At 61.0% G+C, this 19599-nt stretch carries 17 protein-coding genes and 1 pseudogene; 2 read left to right on the top strand and 16 right to left on the bottom strand.

Features of this window, described 5'->3' with window-relative positions:
- Positions 1 to 11 precede the first annotated feature (11 nt).
- The 15 genes and pseudogenes from ACVWVY_RS32610 to ACVWVY_RS32540 all read right to left on the bottom strand — a co-directional run bounded on the left by ACVWVY_RS32610 (position 12) and on the right by ACVWVY_RS32540 (position 15763).
- Positions 12 to 1076 carry a UDP-glucuronic acid decarboxylase family protein gene (locus ACVWVY_RS32610; RefSeq protein WP_456630229.1) on the bottom strand — a complete coding sequence of 355 codons (1065 nt, stop codon included), beginning with the start codon at positions 1074 to 1076 and terminating at the stop codon, positions 12 to 14.
- Complete coding sequence (locus ACVWVY_RS32605) at positions 1073 to 2212, bottom strand: CgeB family protein (RefSeq protein WP_456630228.1); 1140 nt, start codon at positions 2210 to 2212, stop codon at positions 1073 to 1075. The genes ACVWVY_RS32610 and ACVWVY_RS32605 overlap by 4 nt, the downstream gene beginning before the upstream one ends.
- Positions 2209 to 3297 carry a CgeB family protein gene (locus tag ACVWVY_RS32600; protein ID WP_456630227.1) on the bottom strand — a complete coding sequence of 363 codons (1089 nt, stop codon included), beginning with the start codon at positions 3295 to 3297 and terminating at the stop codon, positions 2209 to 2211. The genes ACVWVY_RS32605 and ACVWVY_RS32600 overlap by 4 nt, the downstream gene beginning before the upstream one ends.
- Positions 3294 to 4424, bottom strand: a complete 1131-nt coding sequence (locus ACVWVY_RS32595; protein ID WP_456630226.1) for a CgeB family protein — start codon at positions 4422 to 4424, stop codon at positions 3294 to 3296. The genes ACVWVY_RS32600 and ACVWVY_RS32595 overlap by 4 nt, the downstream gene beginning before the upstream one ends.
- Positions 4421 to 5515, bottom strand: a complete 1095-nt coding sequence (locus tag ACVWVY_RS32590) for a glycosyltransferase family 4 protein (RefSeq protein ID WP_456632366.1) — start codon at positions 5513 to 5515, stop codon at positions 4421 to 4423. The genes ACVWVY_RS32595 and ACVWVY_RS32590 overlap by 4 nt, the downstream gene beginning before the upstream one ends.
- Positions 5516 to 5541: 26 nt before the next feature.
- Positions 5542 to 6828, bottom strand: a complete 1287-nt coding sequence (locus tag ACVWVY_RS32585; RefSeq protein WP_456630225.1) for a TIGR04295 family B12-binding domain-containing radical SAM protein — start codon at positions 6826 to 6828, stop codon at positions 5542 to 5544.
- Positions 6825 to 7890, bottom strand: a pseudogene (locus ACVWVY_RS32580) (NAD-dependent epimerase/dehydratase family protein). The gene ACVWVY_RS32585 and the pseudogene ACVWVY_RS32580 overlap by 4 nt, the downstream one beginning before the upstream one ends.
- The gene (locus ACVWVY_RS32575) at positions 7887 to 8999 is read right to left on the bottom strand and encodes an NAD-dependent epimerase/dehydratase family protein (RefSeq protein ID WP_456630224.1); all 1113 of its coding nucleotides are present in this window, start codon (positions 8997 to 8999) and stop codon (positions 7887 to 7889) included. Before ACVWVY_RS32575 ends, ACVWVY_RS32580 begins: the two are co-directional and overlap by 4 nt.
- A 251-nt stretch (positions 9000 to 9250) precedes the next feature.
- The gene (locus ACVWVY_RS32570) at positions 9251 to 10459 is read right to left on the bottom strand and encodes a phosphopentomutase (protein WP_456630223.1); all 1209 of its coding nucleotides are present in this window, start codon (positions 10457 to 10459) and stop codon (positions 9251 to 9253) included.
- Positions 10460 to 10461: 2 nt separating this feature from the next.
- Complete coding sequence (locus ACVWVY_RS32565) at positions 10462 to 11400, bottom strand: glycosyl hydrolase (RefSeq protein ID WP_456630222.1); 939 nt, start codon at positions 11398 to 11400, stop codon at positions 10462 to 10464.
- Positions 11397 to 12158 (bottom strand): TIGR04290 family methyltransferase, encoded by a 762-nt coding sequence (locus ACVWVY_RS32560; RefSeq protein ID WP_456630221.1) that lies wholly within the window; start codon positions 12156 to 12158, stop codon positions 11397 to 11399. The genes ACVWVY_RS32565 and ACVWVY_RS32560 overlap by 4 nt, the downstream gene beginning before the upstream one ends.
- Positions 12155 to 12964 (bottom strand): nucleotidyltransferase family protein, encoded by an 810-nt coding sequence (locus tag ACVWVY_RS32555; protein ID WP_456630220.1) that lies wholly within the window; start codon positions 12962 to 12964, stop codon positions 12155 to 12157. The genes ACVWVY_RS32560 and ACVWVY_RS32555 overlap by 4 nt, the downstream gene beginning before the upstream one ends.
- 1 nt (position 12965) lies before the next feature.
- A complete protein-coding gene (locus tag ACVWVY_RS32550; RefSeq protein ID WP_456630219.1) occupies positions 12966 to 14069 on the bottom strand; it encodes a CgeB family protein in 1104 nt (367 codons plus the stop codon).
- Positions 14066 to 14662 carry a histidine phosphatase family protein gene (locus tag ACVWVY_RS32545; protein WP_456630218.1) on the bottom strand — a complete coding sequence of 199 codons (597 nt, stop codon included), beginning with the start codon at positions 14660 to 14662 and terminating at the stop codon, positions 14066 to 14068. The genes ACVWVY_RS32550 and ACVWVY_RS32545 overlap by 4 nt, the downstream gene beginning before the upstream one ends.
- A 6-nt stretch (positions 14663 to 14668) precedes the next feature.
- Positions 14669 to 15763 (bottom strand): inositol-3-phosphate synthase, encoded by a 1095-nt coding sequence (locus ACVWVY_RS32540; protein WP_456630217.1) that lies wholly within the window; start codon positions 15761 to 15763, stop codon positions 14669 to 14671.
- Between the two features lie 325 nt (positions 15764 to 16088).
- Here ACVWVY_RS32540 and ACVWVY_RS32535 point away from each other — a divergent pair, with 325 nt between their 5' ends.
- Both ACVWVY_RS32535 and ACVWVY_RS32530 read left to right on the top strand, forming a co-directional pair.
- Positions 16089 to 16367, top strand: a complete 279-nt coding sequence (locus ACVWVY_RS32535; RefSeq protein WP_456630216.1) for a hypothetical protein — start codon at positions 16089 to 16091, stop codon at positions 16365 to 16367.
- A complete protein-coding gene (locus ACVWVY_RS32530) occupies positions 16364 to 17323 on the top strand; it encodes a hypothetical protein (protein WP_456630215.1) in 960 nt (319 codons plus the stop codon). The genes ACVWVY_RS32535 and ACVWVY_RS32530 overlap by 4 nt, the downstream gene beginning before the upstream one ends.
- Positions 17324 to 18371: 1048 nt before the next feature.
- Here ACVWVY_RS32530 and ACVWVY_RS32525 read toward each other — a convergent pair.
- The gene (locus ACVWVY_RS32525) at positions 18372 to 19187 is read right to left on the bottom strand and encodes a Crp/Fnr family transcriptional regulator (protein WP_456630214.1); all 816 of its coding nucleotides are present in this window, start codon (positions 19185 to 19187) and stop codon (positions 18372 to 18374) included.
- Positions 19188 to 19599 lie beyond the last annotated feature (412 nt).

The following is a 19599-nucleotide window of genomic DNA, read 5'->3' as shown; positions in this document are numbered from 1 at the left end:
CCGTGTCCTTCTTACTGTTGACTCGCGAGGGTGAGCCGGCCGCGCCCTCGAGGCCGTCGACCTTGTTCGGGAACCATGACGAACTCGGGAGTGGCAGTGCGAAGCGCAAAATAGGCGATAGTAGCTTGCAGCCCTTCCATGAGTGGCACGCGGGGCCGCCAGCCGAGCTTGCGCAAAGCCGTTTCGATCACCGGTTTGCGTCGCTTGGGGTCATCCTTGGGTAACGGTTCGAAGCACAAAGGAGAGGTGGATCCGGTATGGGCCAGAACTGCCCGTGCAATCTCTTCGATGGTGACCTCGTGGGGATTGCCGAGATTGCACGGGCCGGTAATCGATGCCGGGCTCTCCATCAGCAGTTCCAGGCCGCGGACGAGATCATCCACGAAACAGAAGCTTCGGGTCTGCGTACCGTTACCGTAAACGGTGACCGGTTCGCCGCGTAGCGCCTGGACGATGAAGTTCGAAACGACGCGTCCGTCATTCTCCAGCATTCGCGGTCCATAGGTGTTGAAAATGCGAGCGACTTTGATCTCCAGCCCATAAAGGCGGTGATAGTCGAATATCAGCGTTTCGGCGGCCCGCTTGCCTTCGTCGTAACAAGCCCGCGGGCCTATGGGATTGACATGGCCGACATAGGATTCCGGCTGCGGATGAACTTCCGGGTCCCCATAAATCTCGCTGGTGGAAGCTTGAAGAATTCGGGATCCTTTTTGCCTGGCGAACTCCAGCATGTTCATGGTGCCGACGACGCAGGTTTTCATCGTTACGATTGGATCGCGCTGGTAGTGCCGCGGCGAGGCCGGACACGCCAGATTGTAGACGCGCTCGATATCGATATCGAGCTCGAGCGGTTCGCGAACATCATGTTCAATGAATCTGAAATTCGGATGATTGAGCAAAGGCCGGACGTTGCGCATCGATCCGGAGAACAGATTGTCGATGCAGATCACTTGATCGCCTCGCTGCAGAAGAGAATCGCAGAGATGCGAGCCGATGAAGCCGGCGCCACCCGTCACGAGCGTTCGGCGAGCAGGCCGCGCGCGGGTCGGGCCGTCGATGCGTGATTGAATGGTCATGTTGCCTCCGCTCTCACTTCCGCGGCCTGCATCGTACGGCCTGCGGCCGGTTGGAGCAGATTCCGCCGCCGTCGACCCGCTGCCTCGAGATAATAGGCTTCGAGTTGCCGGGCCCGATGATCGGGCGTGTGGTCGGCCAGGATTCGGCGCCGCGCCTTGTCAGCGATGGCTAGTCGACGCTCTTCCGGAATATCTCTGAGAATCTGGCTGACTTCGCGGGCATCCGACACCAAAAGGATTTCGGTCCCGGGTTCGAATATGGTCTCAATCCCGGGCCAGCGGTCCGAGATTACGGGAGTGCCACATGCGGCGGCCTCGAATAGCCGGACGCTTGGCGAAAATCCGAGAGCCCGCATATCTGCGCGCGTGAGATTGAGTGTGAAACGCTGCCGTGAATAGAATGGCGGATGCTGGTGCTGGGATAAATGCTCGATGCGTCTGACATTGTCGGGCCAGACGAGATGCTCGGGATATCTTGATCCGGCGACGACAAATTGATGATCGGCGAGCATCATTGCGGGCGCCAGCAGCAACCGCTCGAGCGATGGCTGCCGGTCGTCGCTGTAGGTGCCGAGGTATCCGAGCGACCAATGCTGCTTTACCGGGTGAGGCCGGTAAAGGTCGGGATCGGCGCTGCAGTACAGAACACGCGCCATCGGACTGCCGTAAGCGTCCTCGATCATGCCGGGCACCGGCCCACCCGAAAAGGACAGATAGAGATCGAACCGCGGAATCATGGCTGCGGAGAGATATTCAAGGCCTTGGTCAAGACCGGCCAGTGTTACGGGAGTATCGATGTCGTAGAAGGCGGTGACGCCTTGCGCGTGCGCCGTCACCCACTCGGCGATGGCGACTCCATCCGGAACATACGATCCGAGAATGACAAGGTTTGCGTCGCGAATGAGCGAGGTGTAGCGCCTCGGGATATCCTGCAGCGATTGATAGAGTTTGACAGTCCAGTTCGACGGCTTGGTCAGGTCGCGGTGACCGCGGTACCAGGGCACGTCGCGTTCCAGAAAGGTGACATGATGACCGCGGTTTGCCAGCGCCTCAATCAGTGCACGATATGTCGTGGCATGACCGTTGCCCCAAGAAGAGGTGACTGAGAGTCCGATGATCACAATATTGAGATTCATTCCGCCGCCTCGATCCTTGTGCCCATACCTTCGAGCAGTTGCTTGAACTGCCGTGCGCGCTGCGCGTAGGTGTGATGAGCCATAATGCGAGCCCGGGCGCGCTGAGCGATTGCGCGGGCGCGCGGTAGGGTGAGCGCCGCCAGATGTTCGGCCACCTCCATCCCGTTTGAAGCGACCAGAACCTCGCGGCCCGGCTCGAGAAACATGTCAATGCCTTTCCAATCATCGGTGATCAGACAGGCGCCGGCGCCGACCGCTTCAAAGACACGGGTTGGCGGTGAAAAGCCATACTTCGCCATGCTGTCGCGGTTGACGTTGAGCGTCGCCAGGCCGGAGCTGAAAAAGGCGTTGTGGTCGCTGGTGCCGACGTGGCCGAGCTTGCGAACGTTCTTCGGAGCGTGCTTTGTTTCCCAGCCTGAGCCGCCGAGCACGAAATCCTTGTTCGGCAAGTGTCTCGCGACTTCCAGGAAGAAGCGTTCTATGCGCGCCTCGCGGTCGGGCAGGCGGTTGGCGAGCAAACCTAGATCGCACGCAAATTTGGGGTTCAGTGACGCAGGAAAGTGGGTCGCGGGATCGAGCGCGTTGTAGAGCGGCACGCAATCGCGCGCCCCCGCCGCGCGATAGGCAGTTATTACGGGGTCGCCGCCGCCGTACGTAAGCACCATGTCATAGCGGGGAATGGCGTCGCGCAGGTGATGGTTTGGGTCGCTGGCGATTGCATCCAGCGTTGCCGGTGCATCCACGTCCCAGTAGATGCGGGTGGCGCTCGTTGGGCCTTGTGCGATGGCGCACTCCAGCTCCCGGTCGAACACGCCGACGCCGCTCGCCTTGATCAACAGATCTGCGGATTTGGCGGCCTGCGACAGCGCCTGCTGCCATCCCTCAGCCGTGGCCGGATAGACCGACACGCGAGCCCATGGCGGGTCGGCAATATCCCGATGCGCCTGCCGTTCGAAAGCGTCCGGCTCATAAAAGGTGATGTCGTGCCCAAGCGCCGCGATTTCCTTCAGCATGCCGCGGTAGTAGGTGGCTGCGCCATTCCAGTAGGAGGATACCAGGCTCGAGCCGAAGAAGCAGATCTTCATGACAGGGTCTCTTCCAGACGAGATGCGGAGTGGGGCCGTCGCGAACCACGGATCGAATCCACAACGTCCAGGAGCTCGAGCGCACGATGGCGGCAGGTATGACGTTCGGCGATGGTTTGAAGGCCAGCTGTTATCACCGCTGCGGCAAGTTCCGGGTCATGAAGCAGGGCTTGCAGGGCATCCTTCATCTGAGCGCCATTGGCGGCGCGCAGGTATGAGTCGGGCGGAAACAGATTTTCGACGTCGTTCCAGGGCGCCGATGCGACGGGGATGCCGCAGGCCATGGCTTCGAACATCCTGATCGTCGGAATGCCGGGCAGCGAGCGGGCGTAGGGCCCGCGGGGAACATGCACGGTAGCCCGAGCGCCGGCGAATGCGGCAGGCGCGCGATGAGCCGGCAGCCAGCCGAAATACTCGATGCCCGCTGCCTCGATTGCATGCAGCGCGTCCAGCGGATATCTTACACCGTGGACCCGGGCACGCAGACCGAGCTCGCTCACAGGTCGGAGCAGAAATTCCGAGAGTTCGGCACTGCGCTCGCCGTCGCCCCAGTTGCCGATCCAGATCACGTCGTGGGTCGGCTCGATCTCAGGCAGAGGTCGATATAGCGCGGTGTCGGCAGCTTCGTGCCAGGTGAAGACCCGGTTGGCCCAGCCGAGCCGCAGATAGATCTGGCGCAGCACCTCACCGAAGGCAAGTACGCCATCGAAGCCATCCAGATCGAAGCGTTCCAGTTCGGCCGGCGCCGTGACCGCGCGATGATGCGTGTCATGGAATAGCAGCGTGAATGACGCGCCCTGTGTCCGACGCCTGCCAAGAGCTCCGATCAGATCAGGCGAGTTCCATTCATGTGCGATCACCAGGTCGGCGCCGTCCAGAGCTAGGTCCAGATCCAGAGACGCCGTGTATGACCTGATGTCGACGCCGGTCAGCAGCGCTCGTGCTTCCTCCAGCGGCTCGATGCCGCCGTCGCGGATGGCATTCAGGCGGCTCCACCCATCGGCAGGCTCAAAAACGACGACTTGATGCCCGAGCTCCCGTAGCTCGCGCGCAATGCCGCGGAGGAAATGCGCGTTGCCATTGTTCCAGCAAGAGGTGAGTGCGTGATAGAAGAAGACGCATTTCATGCATGCACCTCGATCTCGTGAGCAGAGGCGGGGCGTGAGCGCGAAGCCAGCAGGCTTTGATAGAGCGCATGGTAAGCATTCGCCGTTTGCGTGAGCGAATAGCGCTCCGATCGCTCTCTTGCGGCCAACTGCAGTCGGGCGCGTTCCCTGTCGTCGGCACAGAGGACCGCGAGGGCCCGGTGCAACGCACGATCATCGTTCGGATCGACGAACAGCGCAGCTCCGCTCCAGAGCTCCCGGAAGGTCGGGATATCCGACAGGACCAGGGCGCATCCAGCGGAAGCAGCTTCCAGCACGGAAAGGCCGAACGGTTCGTAACGGGCCGGGCTCACGAAAATGGCTGCCCGCTGCATGCGCGCTCGCAAGGCGCTGTGCGAAAGATCGCCTATAAAGGTGACTTCGCCGGGATCATTGCTGCGGGAATCGGATCTTGGCCCCGCCACGAACACCGGCCAATCCAGTCCCTTTGAAGCGCTCGCAAGCGCCGAAACATTCTTGGCAGCGTCCCACATACGGCCGGCCGCCAGGATGAAGCGCCTCTTCGAGCTAGGCGGCGACACAGCAGGCGGTATGCCGTTCCAAATCACGACGCCGGGCAAAATCGGCCGGTACAAGGTGCAGATGACGTCGTGAAAAGCCCGGCTGGGACTTACCCACGCCTGGGCCTTATTCAAGCCGGCGGCGACGGCCCGTGTGTAGTTCTGCCATTTCGGCTCCGCCAGCCATTCGCTATCGTCGCACACGAGAGCCCAGGAGTTCACGCAGGAATGCGCGACGACAAGGACCGGCGCAAGCCAGTCGAAAGTTGCCTCGCGAAAGCCGTTGAGATGGACGATATCGGGCTGTATTTCGTCTTCGAGATCTTCGAGAAAACGGCGCGCATTTGGCAAGTCTTTCGCGCCTGGGTCCTGCCATTCAAGCGCGAGACTGCTTTCAATCAAGCGAACGCGGCCGCCCCGCAGCATCGCACGTTTTTCTCTTTGGGGCGGCGGCCCCAAGGTCACCAGATGGACCTCCATCCCCGCGGCGGCCAATGCGGACGCCAGCCCGGTCGAATAGGTCCACACGCCGCCAACCGCGTCTGAGGTCATCAGGATCTTGATGGTTGCGGACGGGCTCATGACGCGACCTGCAGTTCGAGTGCGTGTAAGGGAACCGGGCGTTGTTCCTGCACGTCGCTGAATTGATCGAACATTGCGAGGTAGTGCTTGTGCGCGCGCTCCCAGGCGAAATCATCGGGCTCGCCCCACAGCTTTCGATAGTCCGGCGAGCCGGGATAGGGATAGAGCGGAACGGGATCGTTGGCCCAGACACCAGCGTCTTGCATGCGGCGCCGCCAGCGCTGCACGACGGGATCGTCGTCCTGCGGCATTTCGATCAAATTGGCTTGTACGAAGGGCACATGACGCCGCGCCTCGACGAGCCGGTCTGCGAGCTGCTCGGTCGTCATCCTGCAGTTCTTCGCCAGCGCCGCGCGACCTTCCGGCGTCAGGCTTTCGATGCCGGCCTCGATCGACACACAGCCGGCCCGGCCGAGCAATTCCAGCATCTCCGGCTTCCAAAGGTCGATGCGGGTCTGCACCCCGAATTTCAGCCCGCGAGAAACCAATCCTTCGAGCAATTCGGGATTGGGCAGGAAAATCTCGTCAATGAAGTAGATGTATTCGACTCCCTGCCTGCGCAGCCGGTCGATTTCTTCGAGAAGAACGGAAGGCGGCCGCTTGCGATACAAATTGCGGAAATTGTCCTTGGCGCAGAACGTGCAGTGGTAAGGGCAGCCGCGCGACGCTTCGACCTCGGCGCCGGGGCCGAGAGGTTCAGCCTCGAAGCGATGATGATGGTGATGATGCCGCCGAACCATCTCGTCCGGCCAGGAGAGCGCCGGCTGGTCCTTGAATCCGACCGCCTGCGGACCGCCATGGACGCGGATGGAGCCACCTTCAGAGAAACAGAGGCCGGCAAAGTCGCGCTCCCCGTTCGCCAGACGCAGCAGCGACTGCTCGCACTCGCCCATCACGACGATATCGACGGCCAGCTTTTTCAACGCAGCCCTTGGCGTCGTCGAACCATGCGGCCCGACAGCAACGAGCGTCGGCCCGAAATTGCGCACGGCCAGGGCGAGCTCCTGCGGCACGCGGAGTTCAGGTGGTGCGCAGCGCCAGAACAGATAGGTCGGCGCTGTCGTGATGACGATCATATTGGGCTTAAAGGCGCGAAGCTGGGACTCGATTTCAACAAGTGACAGGTCGAACATGTGCGCATCCAGCAGCAGCGTCGAATGTCCGGCTTCCCTGAGGAAATGCTGGGAGATGCCGAGTTCGAGCGGCAGGTGAGGCGACCGGCATCCGAAATAGATGCTGCCGTCAAAATTCCAGTTCGGATTGATCAGGGCGACGCGAGTCATGCAAAGACCTCACGCTTGGAACGGTCGCCAAAGCGTTCGGACAGCCATTCGTGAAGCGAGATCAGGCCGTCCCGCAGCGAAGTCTTGGGCTTCCAGCCGAGTGCGGCGGACAAAGCCCGCGTGTCCGTGACGTACCAGGGCTGGTCGCCCGGGCGCCAGTCGGCGAAGGCGTATCCGATGTCTTTGCCGGTCAATTTGCTGACTAGGCCGATCAGCTCACGCAGGCTCACTGAATTCGCTCGTCCGCCGCCGAGGTTAAACACCCGCCCGCGAACCAGTGCGATGTGGTCCAGTGCCGCGAGCCAGGCATCCGCCGCGTCCGAGACGTGAAGCGCGTCGCGGACCTGATAGCGCGTCACCATAGATCGTCAGCCTGTCTCCGCGCAGCGCACTGAGAAGGAAATGCGCGATCCAGCCTTGATCCTCGGTGCCAAATTGCCGAGGGCCGTAGATGCAGCTCATGCGCATCACGACCGTCTGCAGACCAAACACGCGCGCGTAATCGCGCACGTATTGATCGGCGGTACCTTTCGAACAGCCGTAAGGGCTGTAGAAGTCCAGTGGCGCGTTTTCCGAGATTCCGTCGGCCAGCGTCGGGCTGGCGGGTTGGTAACGCTCGTCCGCGCGCACAATCTGCGTGTCGTCGATCAACCGCCCGTAGACCTTGTTGGTGGAAGCAAACAGCACCGGTGCTGATGGATTGTGAAGCCGAACCGCCTCCAGCACGTTGATCGTGCCGCGGGCGTTAATCTCAAAATCGGCGATGGGGTCTGCGACGCTGTCGGTGACGGCCACCTGTGCAGCAAGGTGAATCACGGCGCTCGCCTCGCGGACCGCGTCGATCACGGATATCGGCTCCCGGACATCGGCGATGACGATATTGATACGCTCGCCATGACGCGATTTCAGCCACTGCGCATTTTCCCGGACGCCGGCGCGAGCCAGATTGTCCAGTGCGAGAACCTTGTTGCCGCGGCCGGCAAGGCGGTCGGCGAGGTTGCAGCCAATGAAGCCACAGCCGCCTGTCACGAGAATGGGCTTGCTGTAATGATGATGCGTCATGCCACCAAACCCCGCCGTGACAGTTCTTCGGTTGCCCTCTCTGCCCGATCTTCGGCGATCTGGTCGGCTAGATAGCCGGCCAGTTCGTCGAGACCGGTATCGAATGCGACGCGCGGCTCGAACCCGAGCAACCTGCGACTCTTGTCAACATCCGCGAAGCAATGGCGGATATCGCCCGCGCGATATTTGCCCGTGATCTCCGGCGCGATCGCCGGGCGGCCCATCACGCGCGCCAGATCGCGGGCGACCGACAGGATGGTTCGGCTTTGTCCGGAGCCGACGTTGAACGCGTCGTTGCTGTGATTACTTTCGAGCGCCAGCACGCAAGCGCGGGCGACGTCATGCACGTGGACGAAATCGCGGCGCTGCAGGCCATCTTCGAACACCAGTGGCGGACGATTGTTCAAGAGCCGCGCGGCGAAGATCGCCAGCACACCGGTATAGGGATTGGATAGCGCCTGGTTCGGTCCGAACACGTTGAAGAAGCGCAAGGCAAGGGTAGGAATGCCATAGGCCTTCCCCGTGATCAGGCACATCCGCTCCTGGGCATACTTGTTCAGCGCGTAGATCGAGCTGAGCGAGGGCTGCTTGGTTTCGGGGGTGGGCAGTGGTTCGAGGAGACCACCCCGCTCATCTCCCAATTCCCACTTCGCCATCTTCAATTGATCGATCGGGCGCTCGGCCGGCGCTACGGTGAACCCCTCGGTCGAGCGGCAAAGTCCTTCACCGTAGATGCTCATCGAGGAGGCGACCACGAGACGTTCGACAGGACGCTTGGAGAGAGCTTCGAGCAAAGTCGCGGTGCCGAACTCGTTGGTTTTGACGTAAGATGCGATGTCGTACATGCTCTGGCCGACACCGACGGCGGAGGCAAGATGCAGGACCATGTCGACGCCGCGCAAGGCGCGGTCGACGGCAAGTGCGTCGGTGATATCTCCCACAAGGAGCTCGGCATCCTTGGTCAGGTAGATGGGGCGATGACGCTGTGAGCCATGAACCTGCGGAGAGAGATTGTCGAGCAGCCTCACTTCGTATCTGGCGGCGAGCAGGGCATTTGCCGCATGTGATCCGATGAAGCCGGCACCGCCCGTAATCAATACTCGTGCCATTCGTTGGCTCTCCTTGCTCGACATCAGACCGGCTTTTCAACCGATCGAAGGTGGGAGTGGAAAGCACGCTCTGATGAGTTGAGGTCGGCTGACCGCGCGCTATTCACATTTGTAAGCTAGAAGCAGCGCAACGAATGTTGGTTCCTCGCAAATGTACAAACAAAAATTCTGCTAACCTAGATCAATAACATGAGTGAATCGCGCAGACCGCGTCGCTCTCGAAGACGTTTCTCAAAGGGGCGCTTCTCAGCTCAAAAAGGTGTCCCATGTGCGAGCGGCGGAAGTTTCAGGTGTTGAGCAACCGTCGCGCCTATGTCGGCAAAGCCAGACCGCTTGCCGATGGGCGCTGGTCGTTGTGAGCCATGGACAAGCACCGGGACCTGTTCGCGCGTGTGGTCAGTTCCTGGCCAGGTCGGATCGCAACCGTGATCCGCGGTCACGATCAGAAGATCGTCGGTCTTGAGCCGCGACAGCAGCTCGGGAAGGCGACAATCAAATGCCTCAAGAGCTGCGGCATAGCCGGCGACGTCGCGCCGGTGACCAAAGACGGTGTCGAAGTCGACAAAATTGGCGAATAGCAGCCCACCGTGCGGCAAATTATCCACACCCTCCAGCATGCGATCGAACAGCGCGTCATTGCCGTCGCCGCGCTTATTGAGGCCGGTTCCACGATGGGCGAAGATGTCGTCGATCTTTCCGATGGAGACGACGGAGCGGTGCTCCGCCGCGGCGATATCCAGAATGGTCGGTTCCGGGGGCGGCACGGCAAAGTCGCGGCGGTGGGAAGTTCTCTTGAAATCACGGCCGGATGTACCGACGAACGGCCGCGCGATCACGCGGCCGATATTGAAGGGGTCGACCAGCCGGCGCGCGACCGCACAAACTTCATAAAGCCGCTCCAGCCCGAAGCTCTGCTCATGCGCGGCAATCTGAAATACGCTGTCCGCCGACGTGTAACAGATCGGCTTCCCGGACTGCATGTGCTGATCACCGAGCTGTTCGATGATCTCGGTTCCGGAGGCGTGTCGGTTGCCCAGGATGCCCGGAAGGTCAGCCTGCTCCAGGAGTTCCTCGATCAGTTCTTGCGGAAAGCAGGGCTCCGTCTTCGGGAAGTATCCCCAGTCGAACCGAACGGGCACGCCGGCAATCTCCCAGTGACCCGACGGTGTATCCTTTCCGCGGGACTGCTCGCTCGCGCATCCGTACTGCAGGCACGAATCCCCACGGTATTCCAGCCCCGGAACCTGGCGGCCCGTGGCGAGGCGGCTGGCTTCGCCAAGCCCGAGTTCGACGAGATGGGGAACGTGAAGCGGCCCTTGGCGAACGTCGTTATCCGCGTCGCCGAGGGCGCAGGCTTCGGCAATGTGGCCGATCGTATCGGCACCCTCGTCGCCATAGGCTGCTGCATCCGGCGCGGCACCGATCCCGACCGAGTCCATCACGACGATCATGGCGCGCATGTCTAGACCTTTACGGGTTCTGCCCGCGCGGGGACAAAAGGTGCAACGGGTTGTATGTCGCAATACCGCCGGATCATCTGCGCGCAAAAGCCGGCGAACTCCTGGGGGTCGAGCGGCGGGCTGGTATGGTGCGGCGCGATGCCCCGGTGTTCCGGGGTGAAGCAGAATGTCAAGGTGACCTTGAATTCCGCCAGTGCCTCCATTTGCCTGTCGAACCACTCGAGCGCATTCGGGCGAAAACTGTCGGCCCAGGAAAGGCCTGTCCTGAGATGCGTTACGCCGAGCCGGCGCATCCAGCGAACGGCTTCGTCGAGACGGTGGTCGTCAAAATGGAACCATTGGCACAGTCCCATGACATCAGTATATTTTTCGAAGGTTTTAAGTGCCGCCTTCGGCGTGCCGTCCTCGCGCAACAGTCCCATATGGAAATGCCGGTAGTAGGATGAACCCTCGGCCTCGCGATGCCGCGTGGTCGCTTCCCAGGTGGTGGGGAGGTCATAGAGACTGTACCAATGGATCCGCGGAGCCCGGCCAGCGAGCAATTCTGCCGTGCGGCGAACGCCCCAGGCCTGAACTTCTTCGGCGCCGAACGAAGATACCCCCACTTCTGTCACCCAAACCGGCAACGGCACGAGAGATTGAATCTGGGCAACCTTGTCCGGCCACTCGTCGATCTGCCACAGATTCCAGTCAAGCGGAAAGCCATGCACGGCGACGACGTCGACATGTTCGAGAACGCGCTGCGCCTTCATGTTTTCGATGAACGAAGGGTCGATCGGCGAGATGCCGCCGAGCACCCGCGGCAGCGTTGGATGGACCGCGTGAATGGCCTTTCCTGCGGCAATCGCCAGTTCCGCGAACTTCTCCCAGCCGGGATCAAGCTGAAGGTCCCAGTGCGACTTGTTATTGGGCTCGTTCCAGATCTTCGCCGCCTCGATCATCTGACGGCACCTCGCGGCAGTGCCGGGGACTCCGCCGCCGGCTTTGCGATCTTCCTGCAGAGATAGACTTCCTCCTCGGGATGGGCCGCGATCGTGAAACCCGCGCTGCGCAGCATCGCCTCCACACAGGCTCTGTTAGGCGCCCACCAGTTGGTGGGATCATCAGCGTATTTGTGCTCGATGAAATGCATCTTGGGATAACCAGGGCTGTCGAACTGCGACGTGGTCCAGAAATCGTAGTTGCGATCGATCTGGTCTACCTGATCGGAGCCGCGCAGCATGGACTGGAACAGCAGCAGGTCGCGTGCGACGTGCTCGTGAATAAGGTCCAGCGCCAGCAGGGGATGTCGCAAATGGTAGAGTACGCCCATGAAAATCACGAGATCGAATTTTTCACCGAGCTGGCCGACATCGTAGGTCGACATCTTGCGAAATTCGATCTTCAGTCCGTTGACGTCGGCCGCGAATTTCGCCTGCGCCAGATATTCATCGTCGGTATCGAGCCCGAGCACGCGCGCCGCACCGCGGCGCTTCATTTCCATCGCGTAGAAGCCTGCATTGCAGCCGATGTCGAGAACGGTCTTGCCTTGCAGATTGTCGGGGATGACGCCGGCAAAACGACGCCATTTGACCCGCGGATAGTCGCCCAGGAAGTGCGATGGCGCGGTGCTGACACCCTTTAGATCAAGGTTGTGAAACCAGGGGCCGAGCGCGTCGACGCGCCGCCGAATTTCCTCCCTCGAGAGGACGTCGGTCATGAGGTTCCTCCCGTGGCGGCGGGTGACGGCTTTTCAACTGCAAGGGCGGCCACCGATGCAGGGCCGGGCCGGCCGTCTCCGGCGGCCTGTGTGTCGGCCAGCAGCGTCATCGCTGTGCGATAGCCATTGAGGGTACCGACGTCGACATAGGACTCGCCGGCTTTGACGCCGATGCCGCGCCCACCAGCTTGGAGATAACCGTTCACCAGCGTCCCGAAATACTCGTCCCGGCAGCCGCGCTGCTTCCAGAGCAGATGCAAATCGCGGAAGCCCGCGGCAGACATCCTGAAAGCGCCCCAGATCCAGTTCGACTCCGCGCCCGGTTGCTTGACCTGGATCTCGCGCACGCGCTCTCCATCGAGCACGACCGCGTCGAAAAATTCGGGATGCTCCACCGGGAACAGAAGGAATGAAAGATCGGTATCCGGCAGAGCGCTTAGCGCGGCTTTTGGAAACCAAACCGTATCGGGAAGTCCGACCAGGATGTCTTCCTGGCTGCCCACGACGGTGCTTGCCCGGAATACGGCGTCGCACAAACCGGAAGCTTGTGGCTGCACGACATAGGCGAGTTCGGCGCCATTGTAGCGGCCGCCGAAATATTCGAGGATGTCTGATTTTCCAGGCGAGATCACAAAGCAGATCTTGTCGGCTCCGCCGAGGATCAGCCGCTCGATCAGGTATTCCGACACGGCGCAGGGCCGATCCATCCCCTTGTCGCTGCGGCTTCCGACAGGCAGCAGTTCCTTGGAGAACGCCAATGGCTGAATGCGGCTGCCACGGCCGGCCGCTGGAACGACGCCCCACATGTCAGGCTCCTTCCGCTATCGATTGTCGAGCGCCGCGGGTGGCCGCATGTTCCAGCAGGGCGACCAGCTCCGTCGCCCGTTTGCGGGAGCTGTGCTGATCCAAAGTGCGCTCGCGAGCACGCGCCGCCATCGTCGAAAGCTGGCTTCGACTGAGCTCAAGGGCGGCGAGCGCGTCCTGTGCGTCGTCCGCCAGGAGAATTTCCTCGCCGGGTTCGAAGAAGTGCTCGATACCGGCCCAGCTATCGCTGAGCAGTGGCGCACCGCAGGCCGCCGCCTCGAACAATCGGCCGGATGGGCACCATCCCATCTCGGCCATCGCGCGGCGCGTGACGTTGAGCGTCAGACGTGAGGAGGCGAAGAACGGCGCGTGCTCCGAGGGCGGCAGGTGGCGGACAAAATAGATGTTCGATGACCACGGGAAATCGGCTGGATATTGCGCGCCTGCAATCAGAAACCGGAGGTCTTGCCTGGAGCGCGCCGGGGCGACGAACAGCGTTTCGAGCGCGCGTTGGCGGTCTTCCGAATAGGTGCCAAGGTAGGAGAGGTCGGCACTGTAATGCGGTTGGGGGGGAACAGGCCGATGAACATCGGCGTCGACGTGTCCGTAAAGCGGCCTGATGTCGCGAGCCCCCAGCTTGTCACGGAATTCATCGACCAGCCGTTGTCCGCCGGTGAAGCTCAGCACGAGTGCAAACCCCCCAAGACCACTCGGCCCGATGTAGGGGACTGGCTCTCCTGTCCGCAGCTTCGCAAGAGTGACCGGCGTGTCGAGATCATAAAAGACCGGGGTGGCCCGGTCTTGGGCGAGCAGGAGTTCGGTCGCCGCAAGCGCGTCCGGACAGTAGGACGTCACGATGGCAACATCCGCTTCAAGAATGCTGTTCCCGGCGATTGATCGAACGTCGTCCCACGACGAATAAAGCACGAGCCGGCCGCCCGGAATTTCGAACAAGTCTCTGGCGCCCGCGTAATAGGGAACGTCACGCTCGAAAAAGACAACGGAATGCCCGGCACGGACGAGATACTTACACAATCCGCGCCACAAGGTCGCGTGCCCGTTTCCCCACGAAGAAGAGATGGTCAGACCGAAGACGACGATCCTCACGCCGGCACCTGTTGATTGATTTGCGCCACGCGAATGCCCGCTTCATGGAGCGCGAGCGTGCTGATGCTGGCTGGGTCGACGTCGACCGAGAGGAAGTTGTCCAGCGGAATCCGGGAATAATATAGCAGGGCCGCACGGATTGGCTCTGCGTGGCTGACGATGACGATCGGTCCGTCAGACTGAACACCGCGCAGCTTTTCCAGGTGCTCTACCATCCGCCGTTGCAAGGCGCGCATGCTCTCTCCGCCGGGAGGACGGCTTGTACTGCGTCGCGTATTCCATCGATCCCAGCGTGGATCGCCCGCGAGGTACGCAAAGGCGAGGGAGGTCCACTCGCCATAATCGATCTCGTCGACCGCAGGGACGATCTCCACCGGAAGGCCAAAGTGCCAGGCGAGGATGGAAGCGGACTGCTGGGCGCGTCGTTGCGGGCTCGATTGTATTGCCGCAGGCGTTCGTCCGATCAAGTCGGCGCAGCAGGACATCTGCCGGCAGCCACGATCGTCGAGCTGCACGCCAGGCATCCGGCCGCAGAGCCGATTGCCTAGCATGGCGTGATGGCCATGGCGTACCAGGTGGATCGTCCTCACCATGCCACGTCAAGCCTCGTCCTTGATGAACGCGCGTGTCCTGCGACGCGCCTCTTCATCGGTAAATTGCTTGGGCGGAGACTTCATGAAGTAGCTTGAGGGCCCCGTGAGTGCACCGCCGACACCGCGATCCATCGCAAGTTTTGCACAGCGGACGGCATCGATCACCACTCCGGCGGAGTTCGGGGAGTCCCAAACTTCAAGGCGCACTTCGGCGCTCAGCGGTACGCCACCGAATGTGGTGCCCTCGAGACGGATGTAGGCGAGCTTGCGATCGGTAAGCCACGGCACGTGATCGCTGGGGCCGACATGGACGTTGTCGGCTTCGAGCGGAACATCGAATTGGCTGGTAACGGCCTGTGTCTTGGATATCTTCTTCGAGGTCAGCCGCTCCCGTTCCAGCATGTTCTTGAAATCAGTGTTGCCGCCCACGTTGAGCTGGTAGGTTCGGTCGAGCCGTACACCGCGCTCGCGAAACAGGTTGGCGAGCACACGATGCAGGATCGTTGCACCGACCTGGCTCTTGATGTCATCGCCGATGATGGGAAGGCCGGCTTCCTCGAAGCGGCGGCGCCATGCCGGGTCAGAAGCGATGAACACGGGGATGCAATTGATGAAGCCGCAGCCGGCATCCAGTGCCCGCCTGGCGTACCACTCGCTTGCTCTTTGGGATCCGACAGGCAGATACGAAACCACCACGTCGGTTCGCGACTCCCTGAGCACCTCCGCAACATCTGCTTCCGGTTCCGCGGAGATCGGTACATCATCCTCAAGATACCGGCCGACGCCGTCGAGCACCGGACCGCGTCGAACGGTAACCCCCGTTTCGGCAACGGTCGTGAAGCGATGGGTGTTGTTTGGCCGCATGAAAATGGCGTCGGCAACGTCGCGCCCGACCTTGTGGGCGCTGACGTCGAACGCCGACGAAATCTCGACGTCGCTGATGTGATAGCCGCCGACGTCCGCGTTCATCAACCCAGGGACCGGCTCGTTGGACTTGGCGTCGTGATAGTAGGTGAGCCCCTGGACGAAAGAGCTCGCGCAATTACCCACCCCGACAATGCCGACGCGAACGCGCCGTCTCTCCTGAAGACGTGAATGCATCGATGGGTGCCTCCGGGGATGCTGCCGCGAACGTAAGTACGTTGCCGAACGTGCGATCGGTATGTTCGTTCCTGAAATCATCGTGGCCACCGAGGGCCATCATGAATTCAGCGAAGAAAAAATGAAAAAGCTTAACCTGGTTTAAGACGGATGCTGCAAGGCCAGGAACCAAAGCGCGGGTAGAAGATGATGAAGAAGCTCTTCAGCTTCCTGCAGATAACTGCACTCGCCAAGAACGAATGGCGGGCCGCCGCGTTGCATGCAACGGGCGGTCGATCGGTTCGTTGGCCAGTCAGCCGCCTTGTCACAAGAGCGGAGCAGTCAGATGAGCGACAGCGAAACCACGACTAATCACAAGGTAATCAAGGAATGGGCAGAGCAGCGCGAGGGGCGGCCGGCCACGGTGCGATCCACCGAAGAGGACGGACATGCCGGCATCCTTCGGATTGATTTCGGCCCGCCGGAGGATCGACTGGAGGAAATCGAGTGGGACGAATTCTTCCGCAAATTCGATGAATCCGATCTCGCGTTCCTGTATCAGGATCGTACCAAGGATGGGAAGCTGAGCCGGTTTCACAAGTTCGTACGACGCTCCGCGGCATGAGCTTTCGCTGGGACGGCAGGGCGGCTCAAGCCTTGGAGTGTTCTGATGGCGGCTGGATTTCCGCCATGCGGGCCGGCGAGTTCGAGCGCGCGTGGTCGATCACGGACCGCGACCTCGTCGCTTTTCGCCAGCGTGGCGAAGACAAGCATAGGGGCCCACGTCATCAGCAGCGCATTTGGCGCGGTGAAGAGTTGCGGAACCGACAGGTCCTGGTGCGGTGCTATCACGGTCTCGGCGACACCATTCAGTTCGCCCGCTTTCTGCCGCCGCTGGCCGCGCACGCGGGCCAGCTCACCGTGTGGTGCCAGCCCGAATTGCTGCCGCTCATCGCGCGCGTCGAAGGTGTCGACCGTGTGATTCCGTTGCATGATGGTACGCCTGATGCCGAATTCGAAGTAGATATCGAGATCATGGAAATCCCTCACGCGATCAGGGCGGGACGCGACTTGATCGAAATGCGCCGGCCCTACTTGACGCTGCCCGCCCGGGCTGCGCCGATCGGCAAGGTCAGGGGCGAGGCTTTCTCGATTGGACTGGTCTGGGAAGTCGGAAACTGGGATAAGCGACGCGCCGTCCCGGCGCAGCTTCTGAAGCGGCTCAAAGGTGATGGGATTGAGCTTTACTCATTGCAGAGGGGAGCGGCTCAAAAAGACTCTGCCGAGATCGGCGCCAACGACATCAGCACGCCAGATATCGTGGAGCTCGGTTACCGTATCAGCGAACTGGATCTTATCATCAGCGTCGACACCATGGTTGTGCATCTGGCGGGAGCGCTTGGTTGTGAACCGTGGGTAATGTTGCATGCGGATTGCGACTGGCGCTGGCCCGCCCGGGGCGGCCCTTCGCTCTGGTATCCCAGCGCCAGATTGTTTCATCAACATCTGGCGGCAGGGTGGGAGGCCGTTATCGACGACGTTCGCTCCGCGCTCGTGAACCGACTCCAGCGGAAGGTCTAGTGTAGAGCGCTTTGGGCCAGAATTCCTGCCATAATGGGCGCGAGGCATTGAAACGCCTCGCTGATTGAGAGGTCCTTAACATACGTTATTTCCCGGCGGGCCTAATCCGCTACGATCGGCTCATGCATTTCCAGATGGTGGATGATTGCCAGCGAGGCCTTTCATGAAAAAGATAGACGACCGGACAAACGCGAATATGGAAGTTGCGCTTGAGCAGGCATGCCGCGTCCTGCCATACGGTGGGGATCACCAAACGCGGAAGCGCATTGCACATAGGTTGCTTAACAGCGCGCGTCACGGAAATACCACCTTGACCGAGTTCTTGACGGTGGCAAGAGCCGCCCTCAAGGAACGTCCCATCAGAATCCGGCATAAGGCCCAGGCAACGATTGGCTCCGAGGAGCGGTCCAGGTAACCTCTTCGATCACGCCGGCGTTGTCTCCGAAAACGGTGAAGGCCAACTGTTCAAGCTGCGTATCGGCAGATGGATCTGCCAAGTGCGGCAATCGCGCGTAACAGCAACACGTCGAATCCATCGCACGATGACGTCAGCGGCGGTTGGAAGATCTATCCCGGGTGAGAGCGTTGCGCCGACCGCTCGATCGCCTCCCGCTCGCTCGCTTCTCGTGCGAGGCGCAGCGCCCTCACTTTTCTAGAATCCGCGAATGGCCGTCCCAATTGTCTTGCCTTGTTCTGGACTGCGAGCCTCGGACGCTTCAGCACGACAGAAGCGCGCGCCGATGATGCGCCGCTTTCGACGAGTTCGCAAAGAAGCTTGAGTTGTTCGACAGTCCAGCTGTATCGCGTGATGCGGGGCACGGCGGCATTTCTCCTGATCTGGAACGCTCTGTTGCAATAGGCATGCCTTGCTTCGCTGTAGGCTAGCGCCGGTTTGTCGCCTGGTCTGTCCGGCAGACGACAAAGGTTTGTTGCGTCATCAGCAGGCCGGCGCCTTGCCGAGTCCCACGCAAAAGCTTCGCTGTATCTGCGGAGCGAAAAATTCCGTTGATCTAACGAACGCAATTGTCGGCACCCGGTTTTTACAGCATCAGGAACTCGGCGCGCCAAATGGCGCGCTCGCATCCTTACTGCACCCATTCGCGACCACTGTTCCGACCAGCGGCGGCTCTTTCGTCGTGGCGGCATGATATTGCAGATAGTCGTCGTTGAAGTCTCCCAGCTTGACCAGCGCGTCCCAATCATGGATTTTCACCCGCTTCGAATCCCATTCCACCAGCCCGAGATGCCGGAGCTCCTGGATGACGCGGTTGGCGTGAACGCTGGAAATTCCGCAAGCATCGGCAACGTCGGTTTGGGTCCATGGCATGGCGAACGACCGATCTCGCGCCAGACCCATTGCTTGAAGCCGAACGGTTAGCTCGCAAACGACATGCGCAAGTCTGGCGAAAGCGTCGCGCCGCCCCAGATTGACGACCCATTCCTGGAAGATAGCGGCCTGTGCCAACGTTTCGCGCCAGAAGGCTCGAGCCAATGCCGGTGATCCATCCACTACTTCCTTGAGTGCCGTGTGGGGCACGAATGCGAGCACTGCCGGCCCAAGCGTCGCGATGCTGTGGTCGACCTTCGGCAAGTATAATGTTGAGAGATCGACGATGTCGCCGGGAACGAAGAACGAGGTGATTTGGCGGCGTGATCCTGCGACGATCTTGTGACTGTACAAGAAGCCGTCCAGCACGAGTGTGCATCGTGGCGACGGGTAGCCGTAGGAAACGACTTCTCGATCGGCCGGAAAATTGACGAGCTTCAATGGAAGATCGATGATGCGCTGCCTGTCCGGGGTCCGGAGCGCGTCGAACCGTTCAAGCCGCAACAGCAAGCGCGAATATGGTCGTCCGCTCTCCATGCCTCACCTCATGGGCAAACCGACGAAGCGAACCAGGACGTTGCGGAAGCGCAGCTAGTCCGGGATGTTGGTGTCGCTGCCCTCGAAATCCTCATTGTCGTTACGCCTGATGTGTACCTACAGTTGTCTAATAAGTAGAATGCAAGCTGTGGAGAGAGATGATTTTGTCTGGGAACGCTCAAATTGCATGAACGTTCCCAACGCGTTGAACGCTCCGCAAGAGTCAGGTACCCGACATAGAAAAACAACGGCATAGCCGCAGCGGCTGGCTGGAAAGAGAGGTTCGGCTGCGGGCTAGCGGCTGGGCAGCCGCATCCTATCGACTGAAAATTGCAGTCACGGAGCGCCCCGCCCGATAGGCCGGGCGGAGCTCTGGTTCGGCAACTTCTGTTGGTCCTGATCGGGACAAGGG

It is taken from the genome of Bradyrhizobium sp. URHC0002, from assembly GCF_054059515.1.
This window is presented reverse-complemented; position numbering and strand designations above follow the sequence as displayed.